The 22,115-nt window shown below is 72.5% G+C and carries 17 protein-coding genes; 10 read left to right on the forward strand and 7 right to left on the reverse strand.

Features of this window, described 5'->3' with window-relative positions; all coding sequences use genetic code 11:
* Positions 1–4,092 (reverse strand): beta-ketoacyl synthase N-terminal-like domain-containing protein, encoded by a 4,092-nt coding sequence (locus ACZ5U5_RS03320; protein WP_469015587.1) that lies wholly within the window; start codon positions 4,090–4,092, stop codon positions 1–3.
* Complete coding sequence (locus ACZ5U5_RS03325) at positions 4,089–5,867, reverse strand: fatty acyl-AMP ligase (RefSeq protein ID WP_469015590.1); 1,779 nt, start codon at positions 5,865–5,867, stop codon at positions 4,089–4,091. The genes ACZ5U5_RS03320 and ACZ5U5_RS03325 overlap by 4 nt, the downstream gene beginning before the upstream one ends.
* A 311-nt stretch (positions 5,868–6,178) precedes the next feature.
* Between ACZ5U5_RS03325 and ACZ5U5_RS03330 the strand changes: the two genes are divergently transcribed.
* A complete protein-coding gene (locus ACZ5U5_RS03330) occupies positions 6,179–7,627 on the forward strand; it encodes an MFS transporter (protein WP_469015593.1) in 1,449 nt (482 codons plus the stop codon).
* Here the strand turns inward: ACZ5U5_RS03330 and ACZ5U5_RS03335 are convergent.
* Complete coding sequence (locus ACZ5U5_RS03335) at positions 7,596–8,369, reverse strand: MerR family transcriptional regulator (protein WP_469015595.1); 774 nt, start codon at positions 8,367–8,369, stop codon at positions 7,596–7,598. The genes ACZ5U5_RS03330 and ACZ5U5_RS03335 overlap by 32 nt on opposite strands.
* Before the next feature lie 124 nt (positions 8,370–8,493).
* Between ACZ5U5_RS03335 and uvrA the strand changes: the two genes are divergently transcribed.
* Entirely contained in the window at positions 8,494–11,061 is a 2,568-nt protein-coding gene (uvrA, locus tag ACZ5U5_RS03340; protein WP_469015598.1) for an excinuclease ABC subunit UvrA, read from the forward strand.
* Here the strand turns inward: uvrA and ACZ5U5_RS03345 are convergent.
* Entirely contained in the window at positions 11,032–12,357 is a 1,326-nt protein-coding gene (locus ACZ5U5_RS03345; RefSeq protein WP_469015600.1) for an AMP-binding protein, read from the reverse strand. The two genes, uvrA and ACZ5U5_RS03345, sit on opposite strands and share 30 nt — an antisense overlap.
* Before the next feature lie 185 nt (positions 12,358–12,542).
* On the opposite strand from ACZ5U5_RS03345, the gene ACZ5U5_RS03350 reads away from it, so the two are divergent.
* The 5 genes from ACZ5U5_RS03350 to ACZ5U5_RS03370 all read left to right on the forward strand — a co-directional run bounded on the left by ACZ5U5_RS03350 (position 12,543) and on the right by ACZ5U5_RS03370 (position 16,854).
* Positions 12,543–13,856, forward strand: a complete 1,314-nt coding sequence (locus tag ACZ5U5_RS03350; protein ID WP_469015603.1) for a lipase family protein — start codon at positions 12,543–12,545, stop codon at positions 13,854–13,856.
* A gap of 138 nt (positions 13,857–13,994) precedes the next feature.
* The gene (locus tag ACZ5U5_RS03355; RefSeq protein ID WP_469015606.1) at positions 13,995–15,272 is read left to right on the forward strand and encodes a PucR family transcriptional regulator; all 1,278 of its coding nucleotides are present in this window, start codon (positions 13,995–13,997) and stop codon (positions 15,270–15,272) included.
* Between the two features lie 134 nt (positions 15,273–15,406).
* Positions 15,407–16,078 (forward strand): hypothetical protein, encoded by a 672-nt coding sequence (locus tag ACZ5U5_RS03360; protein ID WP_469015609.1) that lies wholly within the window; start codon positions 15,407–15,409, stop codon positions 16,076–16,078.
* Between the two features lie 13 nt (positions 16,079–16,091).
* A complete protein-coding gene (locus tag ACZ5U5_RS03365; RefSeq protein WP_469015611.1) occupies positions 16,092–16,538 on the forward strand; it encodes a hypothetical protein in 447 nt (148 codons plus the stop codon).
* 124 nt (positions 16,539–16,662) lie between these two features.
* Entirely contained in the window at positions 16,663–16,854 is a 192-nt protein-coding gene (locus ACZ5U5_RS03370; protein WP_469015613.1) for a DUF5999 family protein, read from the forward strand.
* Between the two features lie 47 nt (positions 16,855–16,901).
* Here the strand turns inward: ACZ5U5_RS03370 and ACZ5U5_RS03375 are convergent, their stop codons facing one another.
* Complete coding sequence (locus ACZ5U5_RS03375) at positions 16,902–17,513, reverse strand: TetR/AcrR family transcriptional regulator (RefSeq protein ID WP_469015615.1); 612 nt, start codon at positions 17,511–17,513, stop codon at positions 16,902–16,904.
* Between the two features lie 100 nt (positions 17,514–17,613).
* On the opposite strand from ACZ5U5_RS03375, the gene ACZ5U5_RS03380 reads away from it, so the two are divergent.
* Both ACZ5U5_RS03380 and ACZ5U5_RS03385 read left to right on the forward strand, forming a co-directional pair.
* The gene (locus ACZ5U5_RS03380; protein ID WP_469015618.1) at positions 17,614–19,098 is read left to right on the forward strand and encodes a cytochrome P450; all 1,485 of its coding nucleotides are present in this window, start codon (positions 17,614–17,616) and stop codon (positions 19,096–19,098) included.
* A gap of 89 nt (positions 19,099–19,187) precedes the next feature.
* The gene (locus ACZ5U5_RS03385; RefSeq protein ID WP_469015621.1) at positions 19,188–19,457 is read left to right on the forward strand and encodes a hypothetical protein; all 270 of its coding nucleotides are present in this window, start codon (positions 19,188–19,190) and stop codon (positions 19,455–19,457) included.
* Between the two features lie 41 nt (positions 19,458–19,498).
* On the opposite strand, the gene ACZ5U5_RS03390 is transcribed toward ACZ5U5_RS03385, so the two are convergent.
* Together ACZ5U5_RS03390 and ACZ5U5_RS03395 are read right to left on the reverse strand one after the other, a co-directional pair.
* Entirely contained in the window at positions 19,499–19,777 is a 279-nt protein-coding gene (locus tag ACZ5U5_RS03390) for a hypothetical protein (protein WP_469015623.1), read from the reverse strand.
* Positions 19,778–19,842: 65 nt separating this feature from the next.
* Positions 19,843–20,412: a TetR/AcrR family transcriptional regulator gene (locus ACZ5U5_RS03395; protein ID WP_469016906.1), complete on the reverse strand. Its 570-nt coding sequence runs from the start codon at positions 20,410–20,412 to the stop codon at positions 19,843–19,845.
* 215 nt (positions 20,413–20,627) lie between these two features.
* On the opposite strand from ACZ5U5_RS03395, the gene ACZ5U5_RS03400 reads away from it, so the two are divergent.
* Complete coding sequence (locus tag ACZ5U5_RS03400; protein ID WP_469015626.1) at positions 20,628–22,091, forward strand: purine-cytosine permease family protein; 1,464 nt, start codon at positions 20,628–20,630, stop codon at positions 22,089–22,091.
* Positions 22,092–22,115 lie beyond the last annotated feature (24 nt).

Here is a 22,115-nt window from a genome sequence, read left to right on the forward strand (position 1 = left end):
TCAGGTGTCACGCAGGTCGCGGGTCAGGAGTTCCGCGAGGGTGTCCACGACCGGCGGGTCGAGCAGGGCGAGGTGGTGTCCCGGCAGTGGGGTCACCGTGAGGTCGGCGCAGTGGGCGTCCCACCCGAGTGCTTCGTCGTCGCGCTCGTAGCGGACGTCGCGCACGGTGTGCGGGGCCGCTTCGGTCGCCCGGTAGAGGAGGGTCCGGCCCTCGTAGGGACCGGGCCTGTGGCGTTCGCCGCTGCGGAGGTCGAGGGCCGAGGTGCGCTGATGGTCGAGGACCGCCTGGGGGAGGTCGACGGCCTGTTCCAGGAGTTTCATCACGAGGGCGATCTGCTCGGCGTCGTCCCGGCGCGCCAGTTCCTCGTAGGGCAGGGGGAGTTGGGCGCGGTAGGTGCGCTCGATGTACGCGGCGAAGTCGGCGTAGCGGCGGTGTGCTTCCTCCACCGGGGTCAGGCCCGGCGGCACGGGCAGAGGCAGTACGGAGTCCAGGAGCACCAGGGCGCGGACGGTGCCGTGCGGCGTGAGGAGCCTCGCCGCCTCCTGGGCCAGCAGCCCGCCGTAGGACCAACCTCCCAGTAGCCAGGGGCCGTTGGGGCACATGGCGCGGATACGGTCCGCGAACTCCGCCGCACGGGGCTCGACGTCCTCCGGGGTCGTCAGCCGGTCGAAGCCGTGCACGGGGCGGAAGGTGGACAGGCGGTCGGCGAGGCGTGCGTACACCTCGGAGGTGCCGCCCGCGGCGTGCGCCAGGAAGAGGGGGGTGCCGTTCCCCGTGTCGGCCAGCACACGGAGGGGGCCCTCCTCGCGCCTCGGCTTGGGTTCTGCCCGAACCTCCCCGATACCCCGCCCCTCCGGCAGCAGCTCCGCGACCCCTCTCAGCGTCGCCTGCCGCAGCAGTACGCCCGGCTCCAGCTCCACCCCGAACTCCCGCTCCACCGCGGTCCGGATGCGTGCCGCGCTGAGCGAGTCGAGCCCCAGGTCGGTGAGGGGGGTGTCGGCGTCGATGCGGTCCGGGGTGTAGCCCATGACGTCGGCCACACAGCCACGGAGACGGTCGAGCGGGCCCGTGACGCGGGCGGGCGCGGGTGCGTGGCACGGCGTCTCGTGCGGGCCGGGTGCCTCCCCCGCCCAGAAGCGGCGATGCCGCCAGCGTGGGGTGGGGACGTCCACGACGCGTGCGCCGGGATGCAGTTCCTGAAGGCGCGCGGGTCCGCCGACACCTCGTACGAGGAGCGTGGCCAGCGAGGTGCGGAAGGTGAGCGCGTCGTCGGTGCCGCGGCGCAGGGTCGGAACGATGAGCGGGTCTTCGGCGCCCGCTTCGCGCAGCGTCTCGGTCAGCGGGTGCAACTGCGTGGGATGCGGCGCCACTTCGACGAACAGCCGGTGGCCGTCATCGGCGGCGGCGCGTACCGCCTGTGTGAAGCGGACGGGACGCCGCAGGTTGGCGACCCAGTAGTCGGCGTCGCAGGGCGCCGGGTCGCGCGGGTCGGCGAGGACCGTGGAGTAGCGATGGCAGCCGGGCCGTGCGTGGCGCACGGTGCCGAGCTCCCTGGCGAACTCGCCGAGCAGCGGGTCGACATGGGGCGAGTGTCCGGCGCCGGTGACGTGCAGGGAGCGAGCGAACCCGCCTTCCCCGGTGACGTGGTCGATGAGCCCGCGCACGTCGTCCGCGGAGCCGGTGACGACGCTCTGCGCGGGGGACGCGTGCACGGCGACCTGGAGCGTGCGGAAGTCGGCGGCCAGGGCTTCGATGTGCTCGCCGGGGCGGTCCACCACGGCCATGGCGCCGCCCGTGAGCCCGGCGAGGAGCCGCGAGCGGATCGCCACGACGCGCGCGCCGGTGGCCTCGTCCAGGGCGCCGCTGACGACGGCCGCGGCGATCTCCCCCAGGGAGTGGCCGATCACGGCGGCGGGTTCGAAGCCGTAGGACCGCCACAGCGCGGCCAGGGCGACCTGCATCCCGTAGAGGGCGGGCATGACGACGGCGGGCGAGGACAGATCGGCGCCGTAATCCATGCAGTCCCGCAGCGAGATGCCTGCCTGGTCACGCAGCAGCGGCTCCAGACGGTCGACGGTGGCTGCGAACTCCGGTTCCGTGGCGAGGAGTTCACTGCCCATGCCGGGCCATTGCGACCCGTAGCCGGAGAACACCCACACGGCCCCGGGGTCGGTCGACGACGCGCCGGGCGTGGATGCCGCAAGGACCAGCCGTGCGTCGGGCTCCCGCCCGGCCAGATGCGCCAGTGCCGTGCTCAGCTCCTCCCGGTCGCGGGCGACGACCGCCGCTTTGTGGCGGCCCCTCCCCACCCGGCCGCACAGGGTGCGGGCCAGGTCCGCGGGGCGGACGGAGCGGCTGTCCGGGCCCGCCAGCCACTGGGCCAGCTCACCCGCGTACGCGCGGACGCGGTCCCCGGTGACACCGTCGAGCAGGGCGACGGCCACGCCGGTGGCCGCTGGGCGTGGGCCGCGCGGCACGCGATGCTCGGCGAGGACGACGTGCGCGTTCGTGCCGCCGAAGCCGAACGCCGAGACGCCCGCGCGTGCGGTGCCCGAGTAGCGGGGCCACGGCTCGGGCCCCGTGACGACGCGCAGGCCGAGCGCGTCGAGGTCGGCGTGCGGGCCCGGGGCGGTGAAGTGCAGATGGGGCGGTATCTCGTCGTGGTGCAGGGCGAGCACCGTCTTGATGAACCCGGCGATGCCCGCCGCCGCCTCCAGGTGACCGATGTTCGTCTTCACCGAGCCGATGAGCAGCGGCTGGTCGGCGGCCCGCCCCTGCCCCGCGCCGAGCGCGGCCGAAAGGGCGGACGCCTCGATCGGGTCGCCCAGTGCCGTGCCGGTGCCGTGTGCCTCGACGTAGTCCACCGAGGCGGGCGAGGAAGCGGGCGAGGCGGCATGGCACTGCTCCAGGAGCGTGCGCTGGGCATCGGCGTTGGGGGCGGTGAGTCCGTTGGAACGGCCGTCCGAGTTGACGGCGGTGGACTCGATGACCGCGAGGACGCGGTCCCCGTCGCGTTCGGCGTCGGCGAGACGCTTGAGGACGACGACTCCGCAGCCCTCGCCGCGCACCATGCCGTCGGCCGAGGCGTCGAACGCCTTGCACCGCCCGTCCGCGGCCAGCGCGCCCGCGCGCTGGAAGCCGAGCGTCACCGCCGGGGAGAGCAGCAGGTTCACCCCGGCGGCGAGTGCCGTGTCGCTCTCCCCCGCGCCGAGGCTGCGTACCGCGTGGTGCACGGCGACGAGCGAGGAGGAGCACGCCGTGTCGACGGCCATGCTCGGGCCGCGCAGGTCCAGGAGGTAGGAGAGGCGGTTGGCGGCCACGCTCAGGGCCGCGCCCGGCGGGGTCCAGGCCCCGACCGACTCCGGGTCCGCGGTGGTGAGATGGGCGTATTCGTTGCCGCTGATGCCCACGAAGACCCCGGTACGGGTGCCCGCGAGGGACGGCGCGGGTAGTGCCGCGTGGTCGACGGCTTCGCGGGTGACCTCCAGGAGCATGCGCTGCTGCGGGTCCATGGCGGTGGCTTCGTCCGCGCCGATGCCGAAGAACTCGGCGTCGAAGCCCGCCACGCCGTCGATGGTTCCGTCCCCGAGGACGCCGCCGTGCCTGCTGAGGTCGTCCGGCAGGCTCCTCCCCGCCCGGACGAAGGGCGCCCAGCGGTCCTCGCCGACCGTGCCCACGGCGTCTCGGCCCTCGCTCAGAAGCCGCCAGAAGGAGGCGGGCGAGGTGACCGCGCCGGGCAGCCGGCAGCCGACGCCGATGACCGCCACCGGCACGCCGCCCTGCGCGGGCAACGCACCCGCACCCGTACCCGCACCCGTCTGCTTCGACGGCACACCACCGTGCTCCGGTTCGCCGCGCGCCACCCGCTCGGTGAGCGCACCGATCGTGGACGCCTCCCAGAGCAGCGTCGCGGGCAGCCGGGTGCCGGCCAGGTCGCTGAGCCGTGCCGTCAGGACGACCGCGTCGCGTGAGGTGAGGCCAAGCTCCGCCAGCGGGCGGTCGTCCGCGATCTCCTCGGCCGCGAGGCCGTACCAGGCGCTCAGGCTCTCGACGATCGCGGTCCGGATCTCCGCCTGGCCCGCCTCCCTCATCGCGTGTCCTCCGCGCCGCTCCTGCCGCCTTCGCCGAAGGCGCCGAGCAGATGGCGTGCCCGGGCCGCGGCTCTGGCCACCTTGCCGCTGCTGGTCCTCGGCAGTGAGCCCGGCGGGATGAGGAGGAGTTCGGCGAGGCGCAGTCCGTGCCGTGCCGAGACGGCGGCCGTGGCGGTGCGCAGGGCGGCGAGCACCTCCTGTTCCGTGGGTACGGCGCCGCGCCGGTGCTCGGCGACGACGACCAGGACATCGGTCTCGGTGCCCGTCCAGGGGACGCAGAACGCGGCGAGACGGTCCCTGCGCACGAGGTCGACGGCCGACTGAACGGTCTCCTCGATGTCCTGGGGGTAGTGGTTGCGGCCGTCCACGATGATCAGGTCCTTGAGCCGGCCCGTGACGTAGAGCAGTCCGTCGTGGAGCGCGCCGAGATCGCCCGTGCGCAGCCATCCCGCCTCGCTGTCCTCGCCGCCAGGAGTGCGGAAGCCGAAGACCTCCTCCGAGAGGCCGTTCCGTTTCCAGTAGCAGAGGCCGATGTTGGGGCCGCGCAGCATGATCTCGCCGACCTCGCCCGGCTGGAGTGCGGCGCCGGTCACCGGCTCCGCGATGCGCAGCTCCTGCCCTGCCGGGGTGCCGCAGGCGACCAGGCGCGTCGCGTCCGGGGCCGGCAACTCCACTGTTTCCAGGCGCCCTTCGGAAAGGGCGAGCGGATCGCATGCCACGACGGTGGGCGGCGCGTCGAATGCGTCGGTCGTCACGAACACGGTGGCCTCGGCGAGGCCGTAGGCCGGGCAGTGCGCCGCGGGTGCGAGTCCCGCGTCGGCGAACGCGTCGCGGAAGCGGTCGACGGTGCCGGGGCGCACGGGTTCGCTGCCGTTGATGAGGACCTTGACCCGATCGAGGCGCAGCTCGGCGGCCTCGTCCCGGTCGACCCTGCTCGCGCAGTAGTCGTACGCGAAGTTGGGGGCCGCGCTGATCGTCCCGGGATAGGCGGCGAGCAGCCGCAGCCAGCGCACCGGGTGCTCCAGGAAGGCGACCGGGTCCATGAGGACCGAGGGGAAGCCGCCGACGACGGGTGCGGCCACACTCAGGACCAGGCCCATGTCGTGGAAGAGCGGCAGCCAGCCGACCGTCGTGTTGCCCGCCGCGTCGGCCGCGAAGGCGTCGATGGCCTGGCGGGCGTTGGCCACCACGTTGGCGTGGCTGATCACGACGCCCGCCGGGCTGCGTGTGGAGCCCGAGGTGTACTGGAGGTAGGCGATGTCGTCCGGTTCGGGCCGTTCGGGCAGGGCTGCCTGAGCCGTCTCACCCGGCCGGTCCACCAGGACCACGGGGACCGGCGGCAGCTTCTGCTCGGCCATGAACCGCTCGACCCCCGCCGCCGTAGCGGCGTCGGCCAGCACGCACGCGGGCTCGCAGTCGGCGAGGACGGCCGCCAACCTGCCGCCGTGTCCCGGGAGTGCAGGGCTGAAAAGCGGTACCGCGATAACCCCGGCGTAGAGGCAGCCGAGGAACGCCGCCGCGTAGTCGAGACCCTGCGGAAGCAGCAGGGCCGCCCGCTCACCTGGGCCCGCGCTCGCCGCGACGCGCCCGGCGATCGCGCGGGCCCGCACATCGAGCCCCTGCCAGCCGAGGGTGTGGTGCAGACCGGGGGACGACGGTTCGGGGAACTCCACGTAGGTGAAGGCACGTTGGTGCGTCCGAGCGGCGGCCCAGTGTGCCAAGTGGTCGGTCAGCAGCGGGCCTTCGGGCGGCTGGAGGGTCTGCGTGGTGGACATGGCGGCTCCAACTGGACGGCGCGGGGGCCGGGGACGGGCCTCGCGGGGACCGGGACGAGCGACGTGCGGGACCGGACGAGTGACGTGAGAGACCTGAACGAGCGACGTGCGGGAGCGGGACGAGCGGTGCACCAGGTTCCGCCCGGATGTGACCCGTGAGTAAGACGGGCTGCTGACAGATCGTCTGACAACCTCTGTCACTTCACTGACAAGCCGCCGCACCCGATTCGGCGTCGCGGGCAGCAGCGACGGCCGCCGCGGGCCCGGAGAATCCCCCAGCGGAACGGCATCGCGACCGAGGGGAGCCGCACGTGGGACGTGGCAGGCTGACCGCTCTGCTGGCGATGCTCGCCCTCGCGGGTTTCATCACGACGCTCGACAACACCGTCATCAATGTCGCGCTGCCCACCGTGCAGCGTGACCTCGGCCTGAGCGTCACGGACCTGGAGTGGGTGGCCACCAGTTACGTGCTGAGCTTCGGCTCGCTCCTGCCGGCCGGTGGCAGGCTCACGGATCTGCTCGGCCGCCGGGTGGTCCTCGCGGCGGGGATCGTCGTGTTCACCGTGGCCTCGCTGGCGGCCGCCCTCGCGGACAGCGGCGGGACGCTCATCGTGGCGCGCACCGTGCAGGGTGTGGGCGCCGCGCTCGTCATCCCGGCCTCGCTCGCGGTGGTCGCCGCCGATCTGCCCGCCCGCAAGCGCGCCATGGCGGTCGGTCTGTGGACGGCGGCGCTCGCTGTCGCGCTCGCGCTCGGGCCGGTGGTGGGCGGCTTCGTCACCGAGCGGTGGGACTGGAGCTGGGTGTTCCTGCTCAACGTCCCCTTCGGTGTCCTCGCCCTGCTGCTGGTGCCCGCGGTGCCCAAGGCCGTCACGCGCGTGCGCCGCGGCCTGCTGCCGCTCCTCGACCTGCCGGGCGTCGCACTGTCGACGACCTCGCTCTTCCTCCTCACGTACGGCCTGGTCAGGGGCGGGGAGCACAGCTTCAGCACGCCGCCCGTGCCGCTCTGCCTCTGGCTGTCGGCGGCCACCGGGATCGCCTTCATCGTCGTCGAGTCGCGTACGTTCCTGCCGCTGGTGGACCTGCGTCTGCTGCGCAACCGCTCACTGAGCGGGGGCGCGGCCGCTCAAGTGTTGTGGGGCATCGGCGTCAACGGCGTGTTCTTCTTCACCGCGCTCTATCTCCAGCGTGTGCTCGGCTTCTCCCCCACCAAGGCGGGGCTCGCCTTCCTGCCGCTGGCGGGCGCGCTGCTCGTGACGACGCCGTTCGCCGAGCGTGCGGCGAAGGCGGTGGGGGCGCACTGGTCGATCGCCGGCGGGCTCGTCCTGGTCGCGGGCGGGCTCGTCTGGGTCTCGGGGACGGGGCTGCACGCGCAGTACTGGGATCTGCAGCCGGGGCTGCTCCTGATCGGCGCGGGGTCGGCCCTGACGACTCCGCTGACGGTACGTTCCGTCGCCGATGTCCCCGCGACTCGCACCGGCATGGCTTCGGGCCTGGTGAGCGCGGCCCGTGAGATCTCCGGGGTCTTCGGGGTCGTCCTGGTCGGCGTGGTCCTGACCCGGACGGAACGCACGGCGCTGCGGGGCGGCGCCGATCCGCGCAGCGCCTTCCTGGACGGCTACGACACCGGGCTGCAACTGGCCGCCCTGTGCGTCCTGTTGGGAGCCGTCGTCACCGCGGTCACCCTGCGGCGGCCCGCCAGGCACCGGCGGCCGGGGGCTCCTTCCGGTGTCAGGCGGGACCGACGTCCGGTGCGTCAGTGAGAGGCTGACCAGCAGTCAGGTTCCGGTCGGCGGTGACGTACCTATGCAGAAGGCCCGCTGCGGCCAGCATGGCCGTCGAGCGCGTGGCGACGCCCGCGAGGCGCCCCGCGATGGCTTCCCGGAGCGCGTCGGGGCTGCCCGTCTCGCGCAGCCCGTCGAGCACGGCGTGGATCTGCGGCAGGGGGTAGTGACCCTGCCGCAGGATGCTGACGATGCGGGCGTCGCGTACGTCGACGGGGCTGAACCAGCGGTAGTGGGTGCCCGGTTCACGCCGGGGTTTCAGCAGGCCCGCCGACTCCCACACCCGTAGCGCGGAGGTGCGCACGCCGAGGCGGGCGGCCACCTCGCCGATGCGCAGGTGCGGTGGCGTCGCGGGCAACGCGGGGTCGTCCGGCGTCTCCTTCGCGACGGCTTCCAGGGCCTCGCCCGCCGCGCTGAGGGAGAGGCGCTGCCGGTGCAGGTCGGCGTGACCGGCGTCGACGAGGGATAGGGCCAGCGGGAGGTCACCCGCGTGGACGGCCCGCATGACCGCCTGGGCGGTGTCGAGGCCGTACCCGGGCACGAGCGCGCGATAGGTGAGCAGGGCGTCGCGGTGGCGTGTGTCGAACCTGCGGTATCCGGCGGGGCTGCGCGGCGTCGGCGGCAGGATGCCCGCGTCGGCGTAGTTGCGGATCTGCTGGGTCGAGACACCGGCCGCGCGCGCCAGATCGACGGGGCGCAGTGCCGTCTCGGCTCGACTCATGAAGGGCCCTTCCCTGACTTCCGACGGCACCTCGGAGTTGAAGGTTAGCCGAGCCGGCCCACGGGGAAACTGGCCTTCCTCGCGTAAAAGTCTCAACAAGCACTTCAATGGAACACTTGAAGGCATGGATGCCATCACAGCCAAGGCCGATGCGATCCGCGTCAAGGGCGCACGCCTGCACAACCTCAAGAACGTCTCGCTCACCATCCCCAAGAACCAGCTCGTCGTGCTGACCGGCCTCTCCGGCTCCGGCAAGTCCACGCTCGCCTTCGACACCCTGCACCGGGAGGGCCAGCGGCAGTACCTGGAGTCGCTCGGCCTGGTCACCGCCTTCGCCGGAAAGCCCTCGGTCGACTCGATCACCGGTCTGTCGCCGTCGATCAGCGTCGATCAGCATCTGACCAACCGCAGCCCCCGGTCGACGGTCGGCACGGTCACCGAAGTCTTCACATATCTGCGTTTGCTGTGGGCGCGCATCGGCCACCGTCCGTGCCCTGCGTGCGGTCAGGACGTCCCGCCCGCCTACCACGTGAGCGGCGACGAGCTCTGGGACGACGAGCCGGCCGGGACCGAACCCGCCGCCGACGTCCCGCCTGACGACGACCGGCCCGCACTCCCCTGCCCGCACTGCGGGGCGGCCGTGCCGGGCATGGTGATGGGCACGTTCTCCTTCAACAAGCCCGCCGGTGCCTGCGCCACCTGCACCGGCATCGGCACCGTCTTCCAGGCCGATGTGCGCCGCCTGGTCGACGAGGACCTGAGTGTCGCCGGGGGCGCCGTGCTCGGTTGGCTCCCCGCGCTGACCGAGCGCAACCTCACGGTCCTGCGCGCCGCCGGTGAGCACTACGGCTTCACCTTCGACGCCGCGACTCCCGTACGCGAACTGACCGCCCCGCAGCGGGACTTGCTGATCCACGGTGTGGACAGCGATCAGTTCCGCCGCCACTTCCCGGACGCCGCACCACCGGCGACGGTCGGCCGCGGCCGCTTCGAGGGCGTGGTCACGAACGTGCTGCGCCGGTACGCCGAGCGCATCGATGACGCCGCCTATCGCGAGAAGACGGAGAAGTTCCTGGTCAATGACGTATGCCCGGACTGCGACGGCACCCGTCTGCGCCCGGAGAGCCGACGGGTCATCGTCGCCGGGCTGACCATCGTCGACGCCTCGCGCCTGCCGCTCGACGAGCTCGCCGGGTGGATCGCCGGTCTGCGCGAGCACGTCACGGACAGCGAGGCCTGGCACGTCACCGAGCCGATCGTGGACGACCTGCAAGAACGCGTGCGCCGCCTCGTCGACGTCGGCGTCGGTTACCTGACCCTGGAGCGCGCCACACCCAGTCTCTCGGCGGGCGAGACCCAGCGCCTGCGCCTGTCCGCGCTGCTCGGCTCGGGCCTGACCGGGGTGCTGTACGTCCTGGACGAACCGACCATCGGGCTGCATCCCGCGGACACCGCCCGCCTGATCGACGTCCTGCGCCGCCTGCGGGACCTGGGCAACACGGTCCTGGTCATCGAGCACGACCTCGACGTGCTGCGCGCGGCCGACCACGTCGTGGACGTCGGACCCGGCGCGGGCCGCGCCGGCGGGCACATCGTGGCCGCCGGTACGCCCGACGCGGTGGCGGCGACCACTGGTTCGGTCACCGGCGATCATCTCTCCGGGCGCCTGACGATGCCGCTTCCCGCACTCAGGGCGCCCGCGTCCGGTGCCGAGCTCGTCGTCCGCGGGGCGCGGGCGCACAACCTCAAGAACGTCACCGCGCGGTTGCCGCTCGGGCGGCTCGTCGCCGTGAGCGGCCCCTCGGGCTCGGGCAAGTCGTCTCTGGTGCTCGACATCCTGGGGCGTGCCGCGCGGCAGCGTTTCCACGGCGCGAGCGACACCCCCGGCGCCCACGACGGGATCGAGGGCTGGGAGCACGTCGACAAGGTCGTGACCATCGACCAGCAGGCGATCAGCCGGGTGCCCCGGTCGAACGCGGCGACGTACGCGGACGCGTTCACGCCGATCCGTGAGGCGTTCGCGGCGAGCGACGGCTCTCGTCGACGGGGGCTCACCGCCGGGCACTTCTCCTTCAACGTGGCGGGTGGCCGCTGCGAGCGGTGCACGGGCGCCGGGGTCCTCACGGTGCAGATGCACTTCCTGCCCGACGTGGAGGTGCGCTGCCCCGCCTGCCGTGGCCGTCGCTTCAAGCCCGACGTGCTCGCCGCGCGGTACGGCGGCCACGACATCGCTCAGGTCCTCGACATGACGGTCGACGAGGCTTTGACGGTCTTCGAGGCCGTGCCGGGGGCGGCTACGCGGCTCCAGCGGCTGTCCGACGTCGGCCTCGGCTACCTCCAGCTCGGCCAGCCCGCGACCACGCTCTCCGGAGGTGAGGCTCAACGAGTCAAGCTCGCCAAGGAGTTGGGGCGACGCACCACGGGCCGCACCCTCTACCTCCTGGACGAGCCCACGACCGGCCTGCACGCCGCCGACACGGCACGTCTGCTCGGCGTCCTGCAACGCCTCGTCGAGGCGGGCAACACCGTCATCACCATCGAGCACAACCTGGACGTCATCCGCGCCGCCGACTGGGTCATCGACATGGGCCCGGACGGCGGCGAGGCGGGCGGCGAGATCGTGGCCGAGGGGACACCGAAGGAGATCGCGCGGGCGAGCGGCTCACGGACGGGGGCGTTCCTGGAGGTGTGACGCCGGGGCCGGGTCATCCCCGAAGCCCCCGGCGCCCGGACCGCCGATGACGGTCACATAGCCGTCCGGGCCCAGCACCGCGATGTCGCCCGTACGCAACCACCCGCCCGGCAGCAGCCGCCGCGCACTCTCCGCCGGTTCGCCCCAGTAGCCCGCGCACACCTGCGGCCCCCGGACCAGGAGTTCACCGGCCTGCCCCGGGGGTAACTGCACTCCGGGGGCGCCCTCCTGGCCGATGCGGACCTCCGTACCGGGCAGGGGCAGGCCGGAGGCGCCGGGGCGGGCGTTGGCTCCGCGCGGGTTGGCGAGGACGGCGCCCGCGGCCTCCGGGATGCCGTAGCCCTCGACGAGCACTGCGTCGACCGAGGCCCGGACACGGTCGGCGGTTTCGGCGTCCAGCGTCCCGGTCAGCCAGGTCCGCACCGTGCCGAGGGCCTCCAACTCATGGACGGGGCGGCGGAGAAGACGTCGGCAGTCGGCGGGTTCGGCCGCCAGGAGGGTCGCTTTCCGGCGGCGCGCCGTACGCAGCAGTACCTCTGGGCCGGGGTCCGGCAGGAGGACCGTACGCGCCCCGGTGAGCAACGGGGTGATCAGGCCGAACAGCATCCCGTGCGGACGCCAGAGGGGCGTGACGGCCAGCGCGGTCTCCCGGTTTTCACGCAACTGCGGCTGCCACACCGCCTGTTGATGAGCAGCTGCGACCAGGTTGGCGTGCGTGAGCATCGCCACGGGCCCCTCGGCGGTGACATGGGCGAGGACGGCGAGATCGCCGGGAAGCGGCCCCTCGCCTGCCGCCGTCGGCCGGGCCGGCTTGCGCACACGGCCCCGCCCCGGCCACTCCCCGTCGACCGGGACGGTGATGACATCCCGTACGAACGTGTCGCCGCGGACGGCGTCGAGCCGCTCCCTCGCCGTTGCGTCCGCGACAGCCAACACCGCTCCCGAGTCGCCCAGTTGCTGCCTGAGTACTTCGCGGGATGCCGCCGGGTCAATCGCCACCACCACCGCCCCGAGCCGCAGCACCGCGTGCCACGCCACCGCGAACCAGCCGCAGTTGGGCAACACCAGCGCCACCCGGTCGCCGTGCCGGATGCCCAGCGTCCACAGCGTGTCGGCACGCTCGCCCACGGCACGGTGCAGCCCCCGGAAGCCGGACCGGCCACCGTAACGCCGGGCCGCGGCGTGGAGCAGAGCCGGGAGCGTGACATCGGGGACATGCAGACGGTGCGGTACCCCGGCGGCGTAGAAGCGCAGCCACGGCCGCGGGTCCTTGGCGGTCACCTGTGGCTCGGTCATGCCCTGATCGTCGCGCAGGAGGGCGTGGCGCCACTTGTCCCCGGCGCACAGTTCCGGTCCGGCGGGCTGTGGCTCCGCTGACTATCTGCGCCGGATTACCGCTCCGTAACTTCACGGCGTGCACAGCTGTCCGCCCCGTCCGCCCCATCCCCCCCTCGAAGCGAACTCGAAACGAAGGAGCACCCGTGCGCAGGCCAAGAGCGAAACGTAGGAAGAGACTACTGGCGCTGACCTCGGCCGTCGCCCTGGCGGGCCTCGGCCTCGGCGTGCCGACCCTGACGGCGGGCGCCGCCGCGGCCCCGGACACGTCGGCGGCATGCGACGCCCCGGACGAACGGATCTACCAGGTACCGGGATCCGTCCCGAGCGATCCCGGCAGCGTCATCGCCTGCCGGGCGACCGCGCTCCCACACGTGCCGGGCAACGTGCCGATGCGCGCCTGGAAGGTCCAGTACAGCTCGAAGGACAACACGGGCAAGCCGGTCGCCGTCTCCGGGACCGTCGCCGTGCCGGAGGCGGAATGGAAGGGGCGGGGCAGCCGGCCCGTAGTGGCCTTCACCCCCGGAACGCTGGGGCTCGGTTCACAGTGCGCCTTCTCCAAGCAGCTCGCGGGCGCCTACCAGGACGAGTACGAGGGCGAGAACATCGCGGCGCTCCTGAAGGCCGGCTACGCCGTCGCCGCGACGGACGGCGCCGGCTACCTGGACGGCCAGACCCACCCGTACGTCTCCGGGACGGACGCCGGGCACGCGCTGCTCGACATCGCGCGCAGCGCCCCCGCGATTCCCGGCAGCGGCCTCGGCCCGAAGACGAAGGTCGGCCTGTGGGGCTACTCCGAAGGCGGTGCGGCGAGCCTGTGGGCGGCACAGCTCGCGGCTTCGTACGCCCCTGAACTCGACATCGTGGGCGACGCGTCCGGCGGCGTGCCCGGCGATCTGAAGGTGGTCGCCAAGTCGCTGAACGGCGGCCCGTTCGCGGGTTTCCTGGTCGACGCCGTTCTCGGCCTGTCGTCCGCCCACCCTCGGATGCCGTTCGAGGAACTCCTGAACGACCAGGGCAGGGAGTCCGTCAAGAAGGCCAGGTCGCACTGCCTGGCAGGCACGATCTCGACCCTCGCGGGCCAGAAGCTGGAGAACAACACCAAGGGCGGCCTCACCTTCGAGCAGCTTTACGCGCTCAAGGGCACGGACGGCAGGACGTGGGGCCAGGTCGTCGACGCGCAGAAGCTCGGCGTCGGCATCGGCCGCCCGGGGTCCGGAGCCAGGTACGAGATCGACTTCCCGGTCCTGCAGTACCGCGGCGCGCTGGAGGAAGTCGTCCCGATCGAGACGGAGGACGCGACGCGCAAGGCGTACTGCAAGGCGAACATCACCACGCAGTGGAGGGTCTATCCGGGCGAGCACCTGACGACCGACCAACTGGCGAAGGACGACACGGTCAAGTGGCTCGGCGACCGGTTCGCGGGCAGACCGGAGTTCGGCAACTGCCTTCTCACGTGAGCTAGTTCGCACGCGCTGCCTCTTGTCACGGGGGTGACGGGAGGCAGCATCATGTCTGTCCGTCCACGACGGGCCGCCACGACCCGTGGCGGCATCTTCACCACACCTTTGTACCCCCGCGCGCAGAGGGAGCACCCCATGGTGAACGGTTCGACGCTGCCCGGCGGCATACCCCAGCCAGCCGCCCCCGCACCCGCGGGCACCCCGGCAGAGGAGTCGTACGCCGCGTTCAGGGCGTTCCCCTCGGGGCTCCACGACCACGTGAGGCCGTTCCTCGACGACATCACCTCGGAGGTGGTGCGGGCGATCCGCACGGAGATACCGGAGTACGCACGCCCGACGGACGACACGTACATGCATGTCGTGAACCGGGGCGTGGAACAGGCCCTTGAGGGGTTCCTCGCCCGGATGGCGCACCCGGACACCGACTGGGTCTCAGTGAAGGCCACCTACCAGAACATCGGCAGGGGCGAGGCGGACGAGGGCCGCAGCCTCGACTCCTTCCAGTCCGCGCTGCGCCTCGGCGCGCGCGTCACCTGGCGCCGGGTCAACGCGCTGGTCGACGCCGACCTGCTGCCGCGGCACGTGCTCGCCGCCTTCGGCGAGGCCCTCTTCCTGCACCTGGACGAAATGGCCGCGGCGACGACCGCGGGCTACACGGAGGCCAGGCTGCACGCCGCGGGGGAACTCCAGCAGCGCCGCGCCCGCCTCATCGACCTGCTGACCGCCGACCCTCCCGCGTCGGCGGAAGCCATCGCCGATCTCGCACAGGCCGCCCAGTGGCCCATCCCGCGCGAGGTGGCGGTGGTCGTCATCGACCACACCCTGACCCCGGAGACCGTCAGCCCCATCGTGCCCCCGGAGTTCCTCGCGCGCTTCTCCGAGCAGCCCGGCCGCATCGTGGTGCCCGACCCGGAGGGGCCGGGGCGGGCCCGTTCGATCGCCGCCGCGTTACAGGGCCTGCGTGCGGTGATCGGCCCCACCGTCGCGCTGCACGAGGGCGCACGCTCGCTGCGCTGGGCGCTGGCCGCCCTCGATCTCTCACGGCGCGGCATCCTGCCCCGCGCGGGCCTGCTGCACTGCGCCGACCACCTGGCGACACTGCTGCTCTTCCACGACGAGGCGCTGATCGACGCGCTCGCGCAAAGGCATCTGCTGCCCCTGGAGGAGGTGCGCTCACCGCAGCGCGAGCGCCTCGCCGAGACCCTGCTGTGCTGGCTGCGGTGCGGGCACAACGCGAGCGAGGTCGCCACGCGGTTGGCCGTGCATCCGCAGACGGTCCGCTACCGCCTGCGGCAGTTGGACGAGGTGTTCGGCGACCGGCTGCACGATCCGGTGGCCCAGTTCGAGATGCAGTTGGCACTGCACGCGTTGAGCCTGCGGCCGGCCGCGGGCGAGGGGAGCGCGGTGCGCTGAACCGGCGCGTGCCGCTCCTTTGCGAGTCTCATCTCGTACGTCACCCGGACGCGCCGCGAGGGTGGCCGCTAGCGGCCGTTATCGCACCGTAATGTCCCCTTCGCCCCAACTCCCAGGCGAAGGAGAGTTCTTACGTGCGTGCCCGCCCCATGGCCGTACCAGACCTGACCGTCGTACCCGACGTGACCGTCGTACCCGACGCACCAGCCGTGCCCGCCTCCCCGGCGACGCAGCGGACCCCCCGGATCCCCCCGCGGCTCCTCCCCCGCCTCGTCGTCCTCTTCCTCCTCCCCCTGCTCACCACCCTCAGCGGCACCCTGCTCGCCCCGGCGCACGCCCACGCGGACGCCCTGGTGCGGCCCGCCCCCTCCGCCACCAGCCTGCTCGCCCCGCCCCCCGCGTCCGAGGAGCCGTGCACCAGCAAGGACCAGGCGGTTTGCCTGATCCGGCAGATGAGCCCGGAGGAGCGGGAGCGGGCACGTGAGGTGCGGCTGCGCTACCACCAGCTCCTGGACACCATGGAGCGCGTGGCGGACCGTATGCACGAGGAGGGCCGCTCCGACGAGGAGATCGCCCGCGTCCTCGTCGACATGCGCAACGAGGCCAAGGACATCACCCGCGCCGGGATGACCCCCGAGGCGGTGGAGGCCCTGGAGCGGCGGAACATGAAGAAATACGGCAATCCCCTGGGCCCGACCGCCGACCAGCAGTTCGCCAAGTACGGCAGCTGGGCCGCGGTCATCGAGGCCGCGACCCGTACCAGCGCCGCCGTCGACCAGGAGCTCGGCATCCCGCCGCGCTCGTGATCGCCTGACGTCCATGCTGCTCAAGGACTACGACCACCACGGCCGGACGTGGGCCCTCGACCCCCGCACGGGGCTCCTGTCCCCCGCGTCCGGCCGCTGCCACGGCTTCGTGCACGCCGGCGAGGCGGGGACGGCGGCGCTGTACGCGGACCCTTCCGACGAGGCGGCGACCTTGTGGCTCCAGTTCGGCCGGCGCCGCTGGGACTGCGACGCGGTGACCGTCCGGCAGTCCACGGGCCCCGACGCCACCCGCCGCTTCTCGGTCGAGGACGCGCGGGGCACGGCCCTCGACCTCCTCTACCCCACTCCGGACCCCGGCCCCTTCGACCCGGCGTACGACTGGATGGACGCGGAGGCGGACGACTTCTTCCTCTGGGCCGCGGGCCGTCTGACGGACGCGGACACATCGGCGCGTACCACACTCCTGGCGCACTTCCGGACCGGTTTCACCCCCACCTGAGAACACAAGTAGCCTCTCCGAGCGATGAGTTGAGCTGCCGTACGGGGTCTTGACCCACACAAGGAAAAACCGAGCAGAGACCGGGCCGCGCGCAAGGTTCGCGACCCCCACCCGGAGGTACACCATGTGCGCCCACCAGCCCCAGTGCCCGCCCGCCGGCAGCCCCGACCACCTCGCGGCCAGGCTCCTCTCCGCCCACCCGGAACAGGGCTGGAGCCTGCTGTGCAACGGCACGATCGTCTTCGACGACACCGGTGAACTGCTGCCCGACGGACGCGTGGTGGCCGCGGCGAGGCCACTGGCCATGGCGGCCTGACCGCGATCACTCGCAGGACCACCGGTCCGGTACGTGCCACCGGCCCCTCAGGGCGCGATCGCGCCAAGCAGCGCCCTCGCGCACAGATCCCGTACCTGCTCGCGAGGCAGCAGTTCCGGTTCCTCCAGCCACTCCAGGCAGACCGTCACCATGAAGGCGAGCCAGCCGCGCACGGCCAGGCGCAGGGTGGGCAGTTCGTGCGGGGTGGACGCCGCCTCGGGGTCCGCGGCGAGGGCCTGGAGGATCTGGTCCTCGTGGGCCGCCAGGCCTTCGCGGTAGATCCTGCGGACCGTGGCGTCGCCCGTCTCCTCGGCCCGGTGGAAGGCGCGAAAGCCTTCGGCGTGCGACTCGACGTACGCGAGGAACGTGTCGAGGCCCGTGCAGATCTGATCGCGGACGGGGACTCCGGGAACGGCCGCGGTCAGGCGCAGCATGCGCCTGCTCTCGCGCTGCACCACGGCGGCGAAGAAATCGCTCTTGGTCGGGAAATAGTGGTACAGCAGACCGCGCGAGACGCCGGCGATCTCCGCCACGCGCTCGACCCAGACGTCGTCGTACGGATTCTGGGCGAAGAGCCGCGCCCCTGCCGAGAGGAGCTGCTCCCTGCGCTCCTCGGTGCTGAGTCTGCGGCGCGTGCGCTCCTGCGGGTTCGCGGCCATGGGAGCACCTTACTTGACGTGGATTCAATAGCGGCAGCAGACTGATGGCCCTTATTGAATCCGCGTACAACAGGCTCAACGGGTCTGCGGCTCAAGGGAGATGGCACACATGGCTCAGGTGTCGCAGACATCGCAGGTGGGGAAGGGGCCCGGAACTCCCCCCAAGGGGTTTCGCAGCGCCGAGCTCGGGTGGCCGCGGCTCGACCTCATACCGCATCCGCCGCGCCGCCTGCCCCTGATCGGCGACGTCCTGGGCGCTAACGTCCGGACGCCGGTGCAGGATTCGATGCGCATCGGCAGCGGCCTCGGGCCCATCTTCCGCCGCAAGGCGTTCGGCAAGGAGATCGTCTTCGTCTGGGGCGCCGGGCTCGCCGCCGAACTGGCGGACGAGTCGAGGTTCGCCAAGCATGTGGGTCTCGGCGTCGCCAATCTGCGGCCGGTGGCCGGTGACGGACTGTTCACGGCGTACAACCACGAGCCCAACTGGCAGCTGGCGCACGACATCCTCGCGCCGGGCTTCAGCCGCGACGCGATGGCCGGCTACCACCCGCTGATGCTGGACGTCGCCCGGCAGCTGACCGCCCGCTGGGACGCGCGCGAGGAGTCCGGCAGGTCGGTGGACGTGCCCGGCGACATGACCAAACTGACCCTGGAGACGATCTCCCGCACCGGGTTCGGGCACGACTTCGGCTCCTTCGAGCGGTCCCGTCCGCACCCCTTCGTGTCGGCCATGGTCGGCACCCTCTCCCACGCCCAGCGCCGCAACGTCGTGCCGCCCGCGCTCGCCCCGCTGCTGCTGCGCGGCGCCACCCGGCGCAACGCCGCCGACATGGCCCATCTCAACCGCACCGTCGACGACGTGGTCGCGGCCCGCCGCGCCGCTCCGGGCCCCGGTGACGGCGACCTGCTCGACCGGATGCTGGAGGTCGCCCACCCCGAGACCGGCGAGCGGCTCTCCGCCGAGAACATCCGCCGCCAGGTCATCACCTTCCTGGTCGCGGGGCACGAGACGACATCGGGCGCACTGTCGTTCGCCCTGCACTACCTCTCGCGCTCCCCCGACGTCCTGGCCCGCGCCCAGGCGGAGGTCGACGAGGTCTGGGGCGACGCGGCGGAACCCGCGTACGAGCAGGTCGCCAAGCTTCGCTACCTGCGGCGCGTCCTCGATGAGTCACTGCGGTTGTGGCCGACCGCACCCGGCTTCTCGCGCCAGGCCCTGCACGACACGACGATCGGCGGTGTGCACCCGATGCGCGAGGGGGCCTGGGCGCTCGTCCTCGCCACGCTCCTGCACCGCGATCCGGCGGCGTGGGGCGAGCGGCCCGAGGAGTTCGACCCCGACCGGTTCGCCCCTTCGGCGGTACGGGCGCGGCCCGCCCATGTCTTCAAGCCGTTCGGCACGGGAGCGCGGGCCTGCATCGGCCGTCAGTTCGCGCTCCACGAGGCGACGTTGGTGCTCGGTCTTCTCCTGCGCCGCTACGACCTGCACGCCGACCCCGCCTACCGCCTGCGGGTCGTCGAGCGCCTCACGCTCATGCCGGAGGGCCTCACGCTGCGGCTCACCCGCCGCGCCAGGGCCGCCTAGAGCCCGATTGTCAGACCCGTGCGCAAGAGTGGAGGGTCCACCGGTGCGAGCCACCGGCCCTTGTGACCCCGCGCAGAGGAGCTCTCGACATGACCAGCACGCCGACCCCGGAACTGGCCGCCGCCCAGGCCTGCTTGCGGCTGCTGCACACCGCACGGGCCGCGCTGTCCGGCCCCTCACCGGCAGCGGCGGCCTCGCTGCTCGCCGGGCCGATGGCGGAGGCGGACGAGGCGCTGCGCCGCGCGGGCCTGACGGGCAACGAGGCCGCGCTCCTGAACAGGATCTACGACCTGGAGCCCGACCGCCCCGATCCCCTGGCCTGCCCCGCGTCGGCTAGTTCGGCTCCCTCGATTCCCTAGGTTCTCCGGGTCCCGTCAGGCTCTCCGGGTCCCGGGTCCTGTCAGGCTCCCCGGGCACCGTCAGGCTCCCCGGGCCCCGCCGTCTCCTTCGGTTTCCAGGTGAACTTGTCGCCGCCCACCCAGCGCACCTGATCCGGGTCGTCCACGTCGTGCACGACGTGACCCGCCTGAGCGGCCACCTCCAGGACGTCGACAAGCTCCCTGGCCTTGCCGACCACCTCGCCGTCGAGCTCGACGATGCGAAAGGGCGGCCGGCCGGGGTTGACGCCAAGGACCGTGATCCGAGGGTTCGCCATGTAGAGGTATGCGCTTTCGGTCATGGGTGGAGGCTTCCACGCTCCGGCTCCCTCATGACCATCACGACCTGCCCGTTCGGCCGCTCGGGCTACGGACCGGTCGCTTCGGGGCGCCCGACGAGCCGCTCGGCCGCCGAGCGCGCCGAGGCGAGGGCTCCCTTGCGGTCCGCGCCGCGCTGTCCGAGGGCGACACGGGTGCTCAGGCCGTCGAGAAGGGCGAGAAGTTCGCCTGCCCGCCCCGCGGCGTCGTCCACCGCGAAGGCGTCCCTGGCCGCACCCTCGGTGAGCAGGACCTCCAGATCCGCCTGCCAGCCCCGGTCCAGGTCGTCCTGGGCCGTGCGGAGCGGTTCGTTCGCCCCGGCGCGTGCCCACAGCTCGATCCACAGCATCCAGCGGGGGTCGCGCGGCCCCTTGGGCAGATACATCCGCAGGAACCGGTCGAGCTTGCGGGCGGGTGCCGCGCGGCCCGCGAGCAGGACGCGCCGCTCCTCGCTCAGCGCGGCCTCGCTCCAGGTCAGCGCCTCGAGGAGCAGGCGGTCCTTGCTGCCGAAGTAGTACAGGATGTGGCCGCCGCTGGTGCCGAGCCGCTCGGCGAGCGCGGACATGGTGAGCGCGGCGAGGCCGTCCTCGGCGATCGCCGTCATCGCCTCCTCCAGCATCCGGTCCCGGGCGACCTGCCCGTCCCGCCGTCGTGCCACGCCTGCTCCCGTTCCGGTCCTCGCGTCCTGCTCCACCCGCCGACCCTATCCCCGCCGCCCGCGACGGATTTCCCGCAGGGTCTTGACGGCGCCGAGGACCGTGGCGCATTTTGAATGCCGTTCTAGGTCATAGAACGGCATTCAAAGTCTGGGTGCCGGAGAGGGAGGTCGCCCGCATGACGCAAGAGGCCCCGGTTTCCCCCGGGACGACCAACGGGAAGCCCACCGGAACGACCACCACCGGGATCAGCACCGGCGTCACCAGCGACGAGGTGTTCCGGGTCGAGACCCACGGCATCGACCCGATCCCGGACGAGGACAGACACGGCAGCGCCAAGGACCTGTTCTGGCTCTGGTTCGGTTCCAACCTGACCTTCACCTACGTCATCAACGGCACCCTCGCCGTCAGCTTCGGCCTCAGCTTCTGGCAGGCCACCGCCGTGGTCGTGATCGGCGGGCTCTCCTTCTTCGTCATCAGCGCGGCCGGGCTCAGCGGCATCCGCACCGGCACCGCCACCCTCGTCATCTCCCGCGCCGCCTTCGGCGTCCTCGGGAACTTCCCCGCCGGGCTGCTCAACTGGGTGGTCTCCATCGGCTACACCATCGTGAACACCGTGGTCGGCACGCTGGCACTCGAAGCCCTCTTCGCCGACCTCGGCTGGGCGGGCGGTGAAGCGGCACGTGCCCTCGCCCTCGCGGTGACCCTCGCGATGACCTTCGCCGTGGCCATGTGGGGGCATGCCACCGTGCAGCTCGCCGAGCGCTGGATGGCGTACGTGCTGGCGGCCGGCTTCGGGGTGCTGCTCGTGTTCGTGCTGCCCGACGCGGAGTTCGGTGCGGCGGCGGGCGGTGGGGCGGGCTTCTCCGGCTGGACGCTCGCGTTCGTGGTGATGCTCGCGGGGCCGTTCTCGTATCTGCCGATGCCGGCCGACTACACCCGCTATCTGCCCCGGGACACCTCGCTGCGGTCGGTCACCGTCGCCGGCGCGCTCGGCGGTCTCGTCTCCTCCGTGGCGCTCGGTGTCGCGGGCGTCGCGGCCGCCACGCAGGCCGACATGACGGACGCGGTCGCGGGTGTGGAGGGGCTGCTTCCGGGCTGGTTCCAGCCGGTGTTCCTGCTGCTCGTGCTCGGCGGCTCGGTCACCAACTCGATCCTCACGCTCTACTCCTCCAGCCTCAACCTCCAGGTACTCGGCATCCCGTGGAGCCGCGCCAAGGCCATCGTCATCAGCGTTGTCGTGACGGGGCTCGGCTCGCTCGGCGCGCTGTTCCTGACCGACTTCACCGAGTCGCTGCTCAGCTTCCTCTCGCTCCTGATCATCGTGTTCGCGCCGTGGGGCGGAGTGTTCCTCGCCGACATGCTGCTGCGACGCTGCCGGTACGACACCGGGGCGCTGCACATCACCGGCCGCGAGGGGGCCTACTGGTACCGGGCCGGATTCCACCCCGCCGGGATGGCCGCCCTGCTCACCGGGATGGCTTTCGCCGCGCTGACCTGCGACTCGGAGCTGTGGACAGGGCCGCTGGTCGCGCCGCTCGGCGGCGGTGACCTCACCCTGCTCGGCTCGGTCGTCGCCGGGCTCACGTACTGGGCGCTGGCCGGCCGCAGCGTACCAGCGTCCCCGCAGGCCTCAGCCTGAAGCGCCCTCCGCCCCTCCCTCACC

Source organism: Streptomyces sp. NPDC033177 (genome assembly GCF_055577715.1).

Excerpts from the sequence above, each read along its gene's own strand:
- ACZ5U5_RS03355 (WP_469015606.1), top strand. The coding sequence starts at position 13,995 with ATGGTGAACGGTTCGACGCTGCCCGGCGGCATACCCCAGCCAGCCGCC.
- ACZ5U5_RS03380 (WP_469015618.1), top strand. The coding sequence starts at position 17,614 with ATGGCACACATGGCTCAGGTGTCGCAGACATCGCAGGTGGGGAAGGGG.
- uvrA (WP_469015598.1), top strand. The coding sequence starts at position 8,494 with ATGGATGCCATCACAGCCAAGGCCGATGCGATCCGCGTCAAGGGCGCA.
- ACZ5U5_RS03365 (WP_469015611.1), top strand. The coding sequence starts at position 16,092 with ATGCTGCTCAAGGACTACGACCACCACGGCCGGACGTGGGCCCTCGAC.
- ACZ5U5_RS03385 (WP_469015621.1), top strand. The coding sequence starts at position 19,188 with ATGACCAGCACGCCGACCCCGGAACTGGCCGCCGCCCAGGCCTGCTTG.
- ACZ5U5_RS03345 (WP_469015600.1), bottom strand. The coding sequence starts at position 12,357 with ATGACCGAGCCACAGGTGACCGCCAAGGACCCGCGGCCGTGGCTGCGC.
- ACZ5U5_RS03335 (WP_469015595.1), bottom strand. The coding sequence starts at position 8,369 with ATGAGTCGAGCCGAGACGGCACTGCGCCCCGTCGATCTGGCGCGCGCG.
- ACZ5U5_RS03375 (WP_469015615.1), bottom strand. The coding sequence starts at position 17,513 with ATGGCCGCGAACCCGCAGGAGCGCACGCGCCGCAGACTCAGCACCGAG.
- ACZ5U5_RS03400 (WP_469015626.1), top strand. The coding sequence starts at position 20,628 with ATGACGCAAGAGGCCCCGGTTTCCCCCGGGACGACCAACGGGAAGCCC.
- ACZ5U5_RS03320 (WP_469015587.1), bottom strand. The coding sequence starts at position 4,092 with ATGAGGGAGGCGGGCCAGGCGGAGATCCGGACCGCGATCGTCGAGAGC.
- ACZ5U5_RS03370 (WP_469015613.1), top strand. The coding sequence starts at position 16,663 with ATGTGCGCCCACCAGCCCCAGTGCCCGCCCGCCGGCAGCCCCGACCAC.
- ACZ5U5_RS03325 (WP_469015590.1), bottom strand. The coding sequence starts at position 5,867 with ATGTCCACCACGCAGACCCTCCAGCCGCCCGAAGGCCCGCTGCTGACC.
- ACZ5U5_RS03395 (WP_469016906.1), bottom strand. The coding sequence starts at position 20,412 with ATGCTGGAGGAGGCGATGACGGCGATCGCCGAGGACGGCCTCGCCGCG.
- ACZ5U5_RS03390 (WP_469015623.1), bottom strand. The coding sequence starts at position 19,777 with ATGACCGAAAGCGCATACCTCTACATGGCGAACCCTCGGATCACGGTC.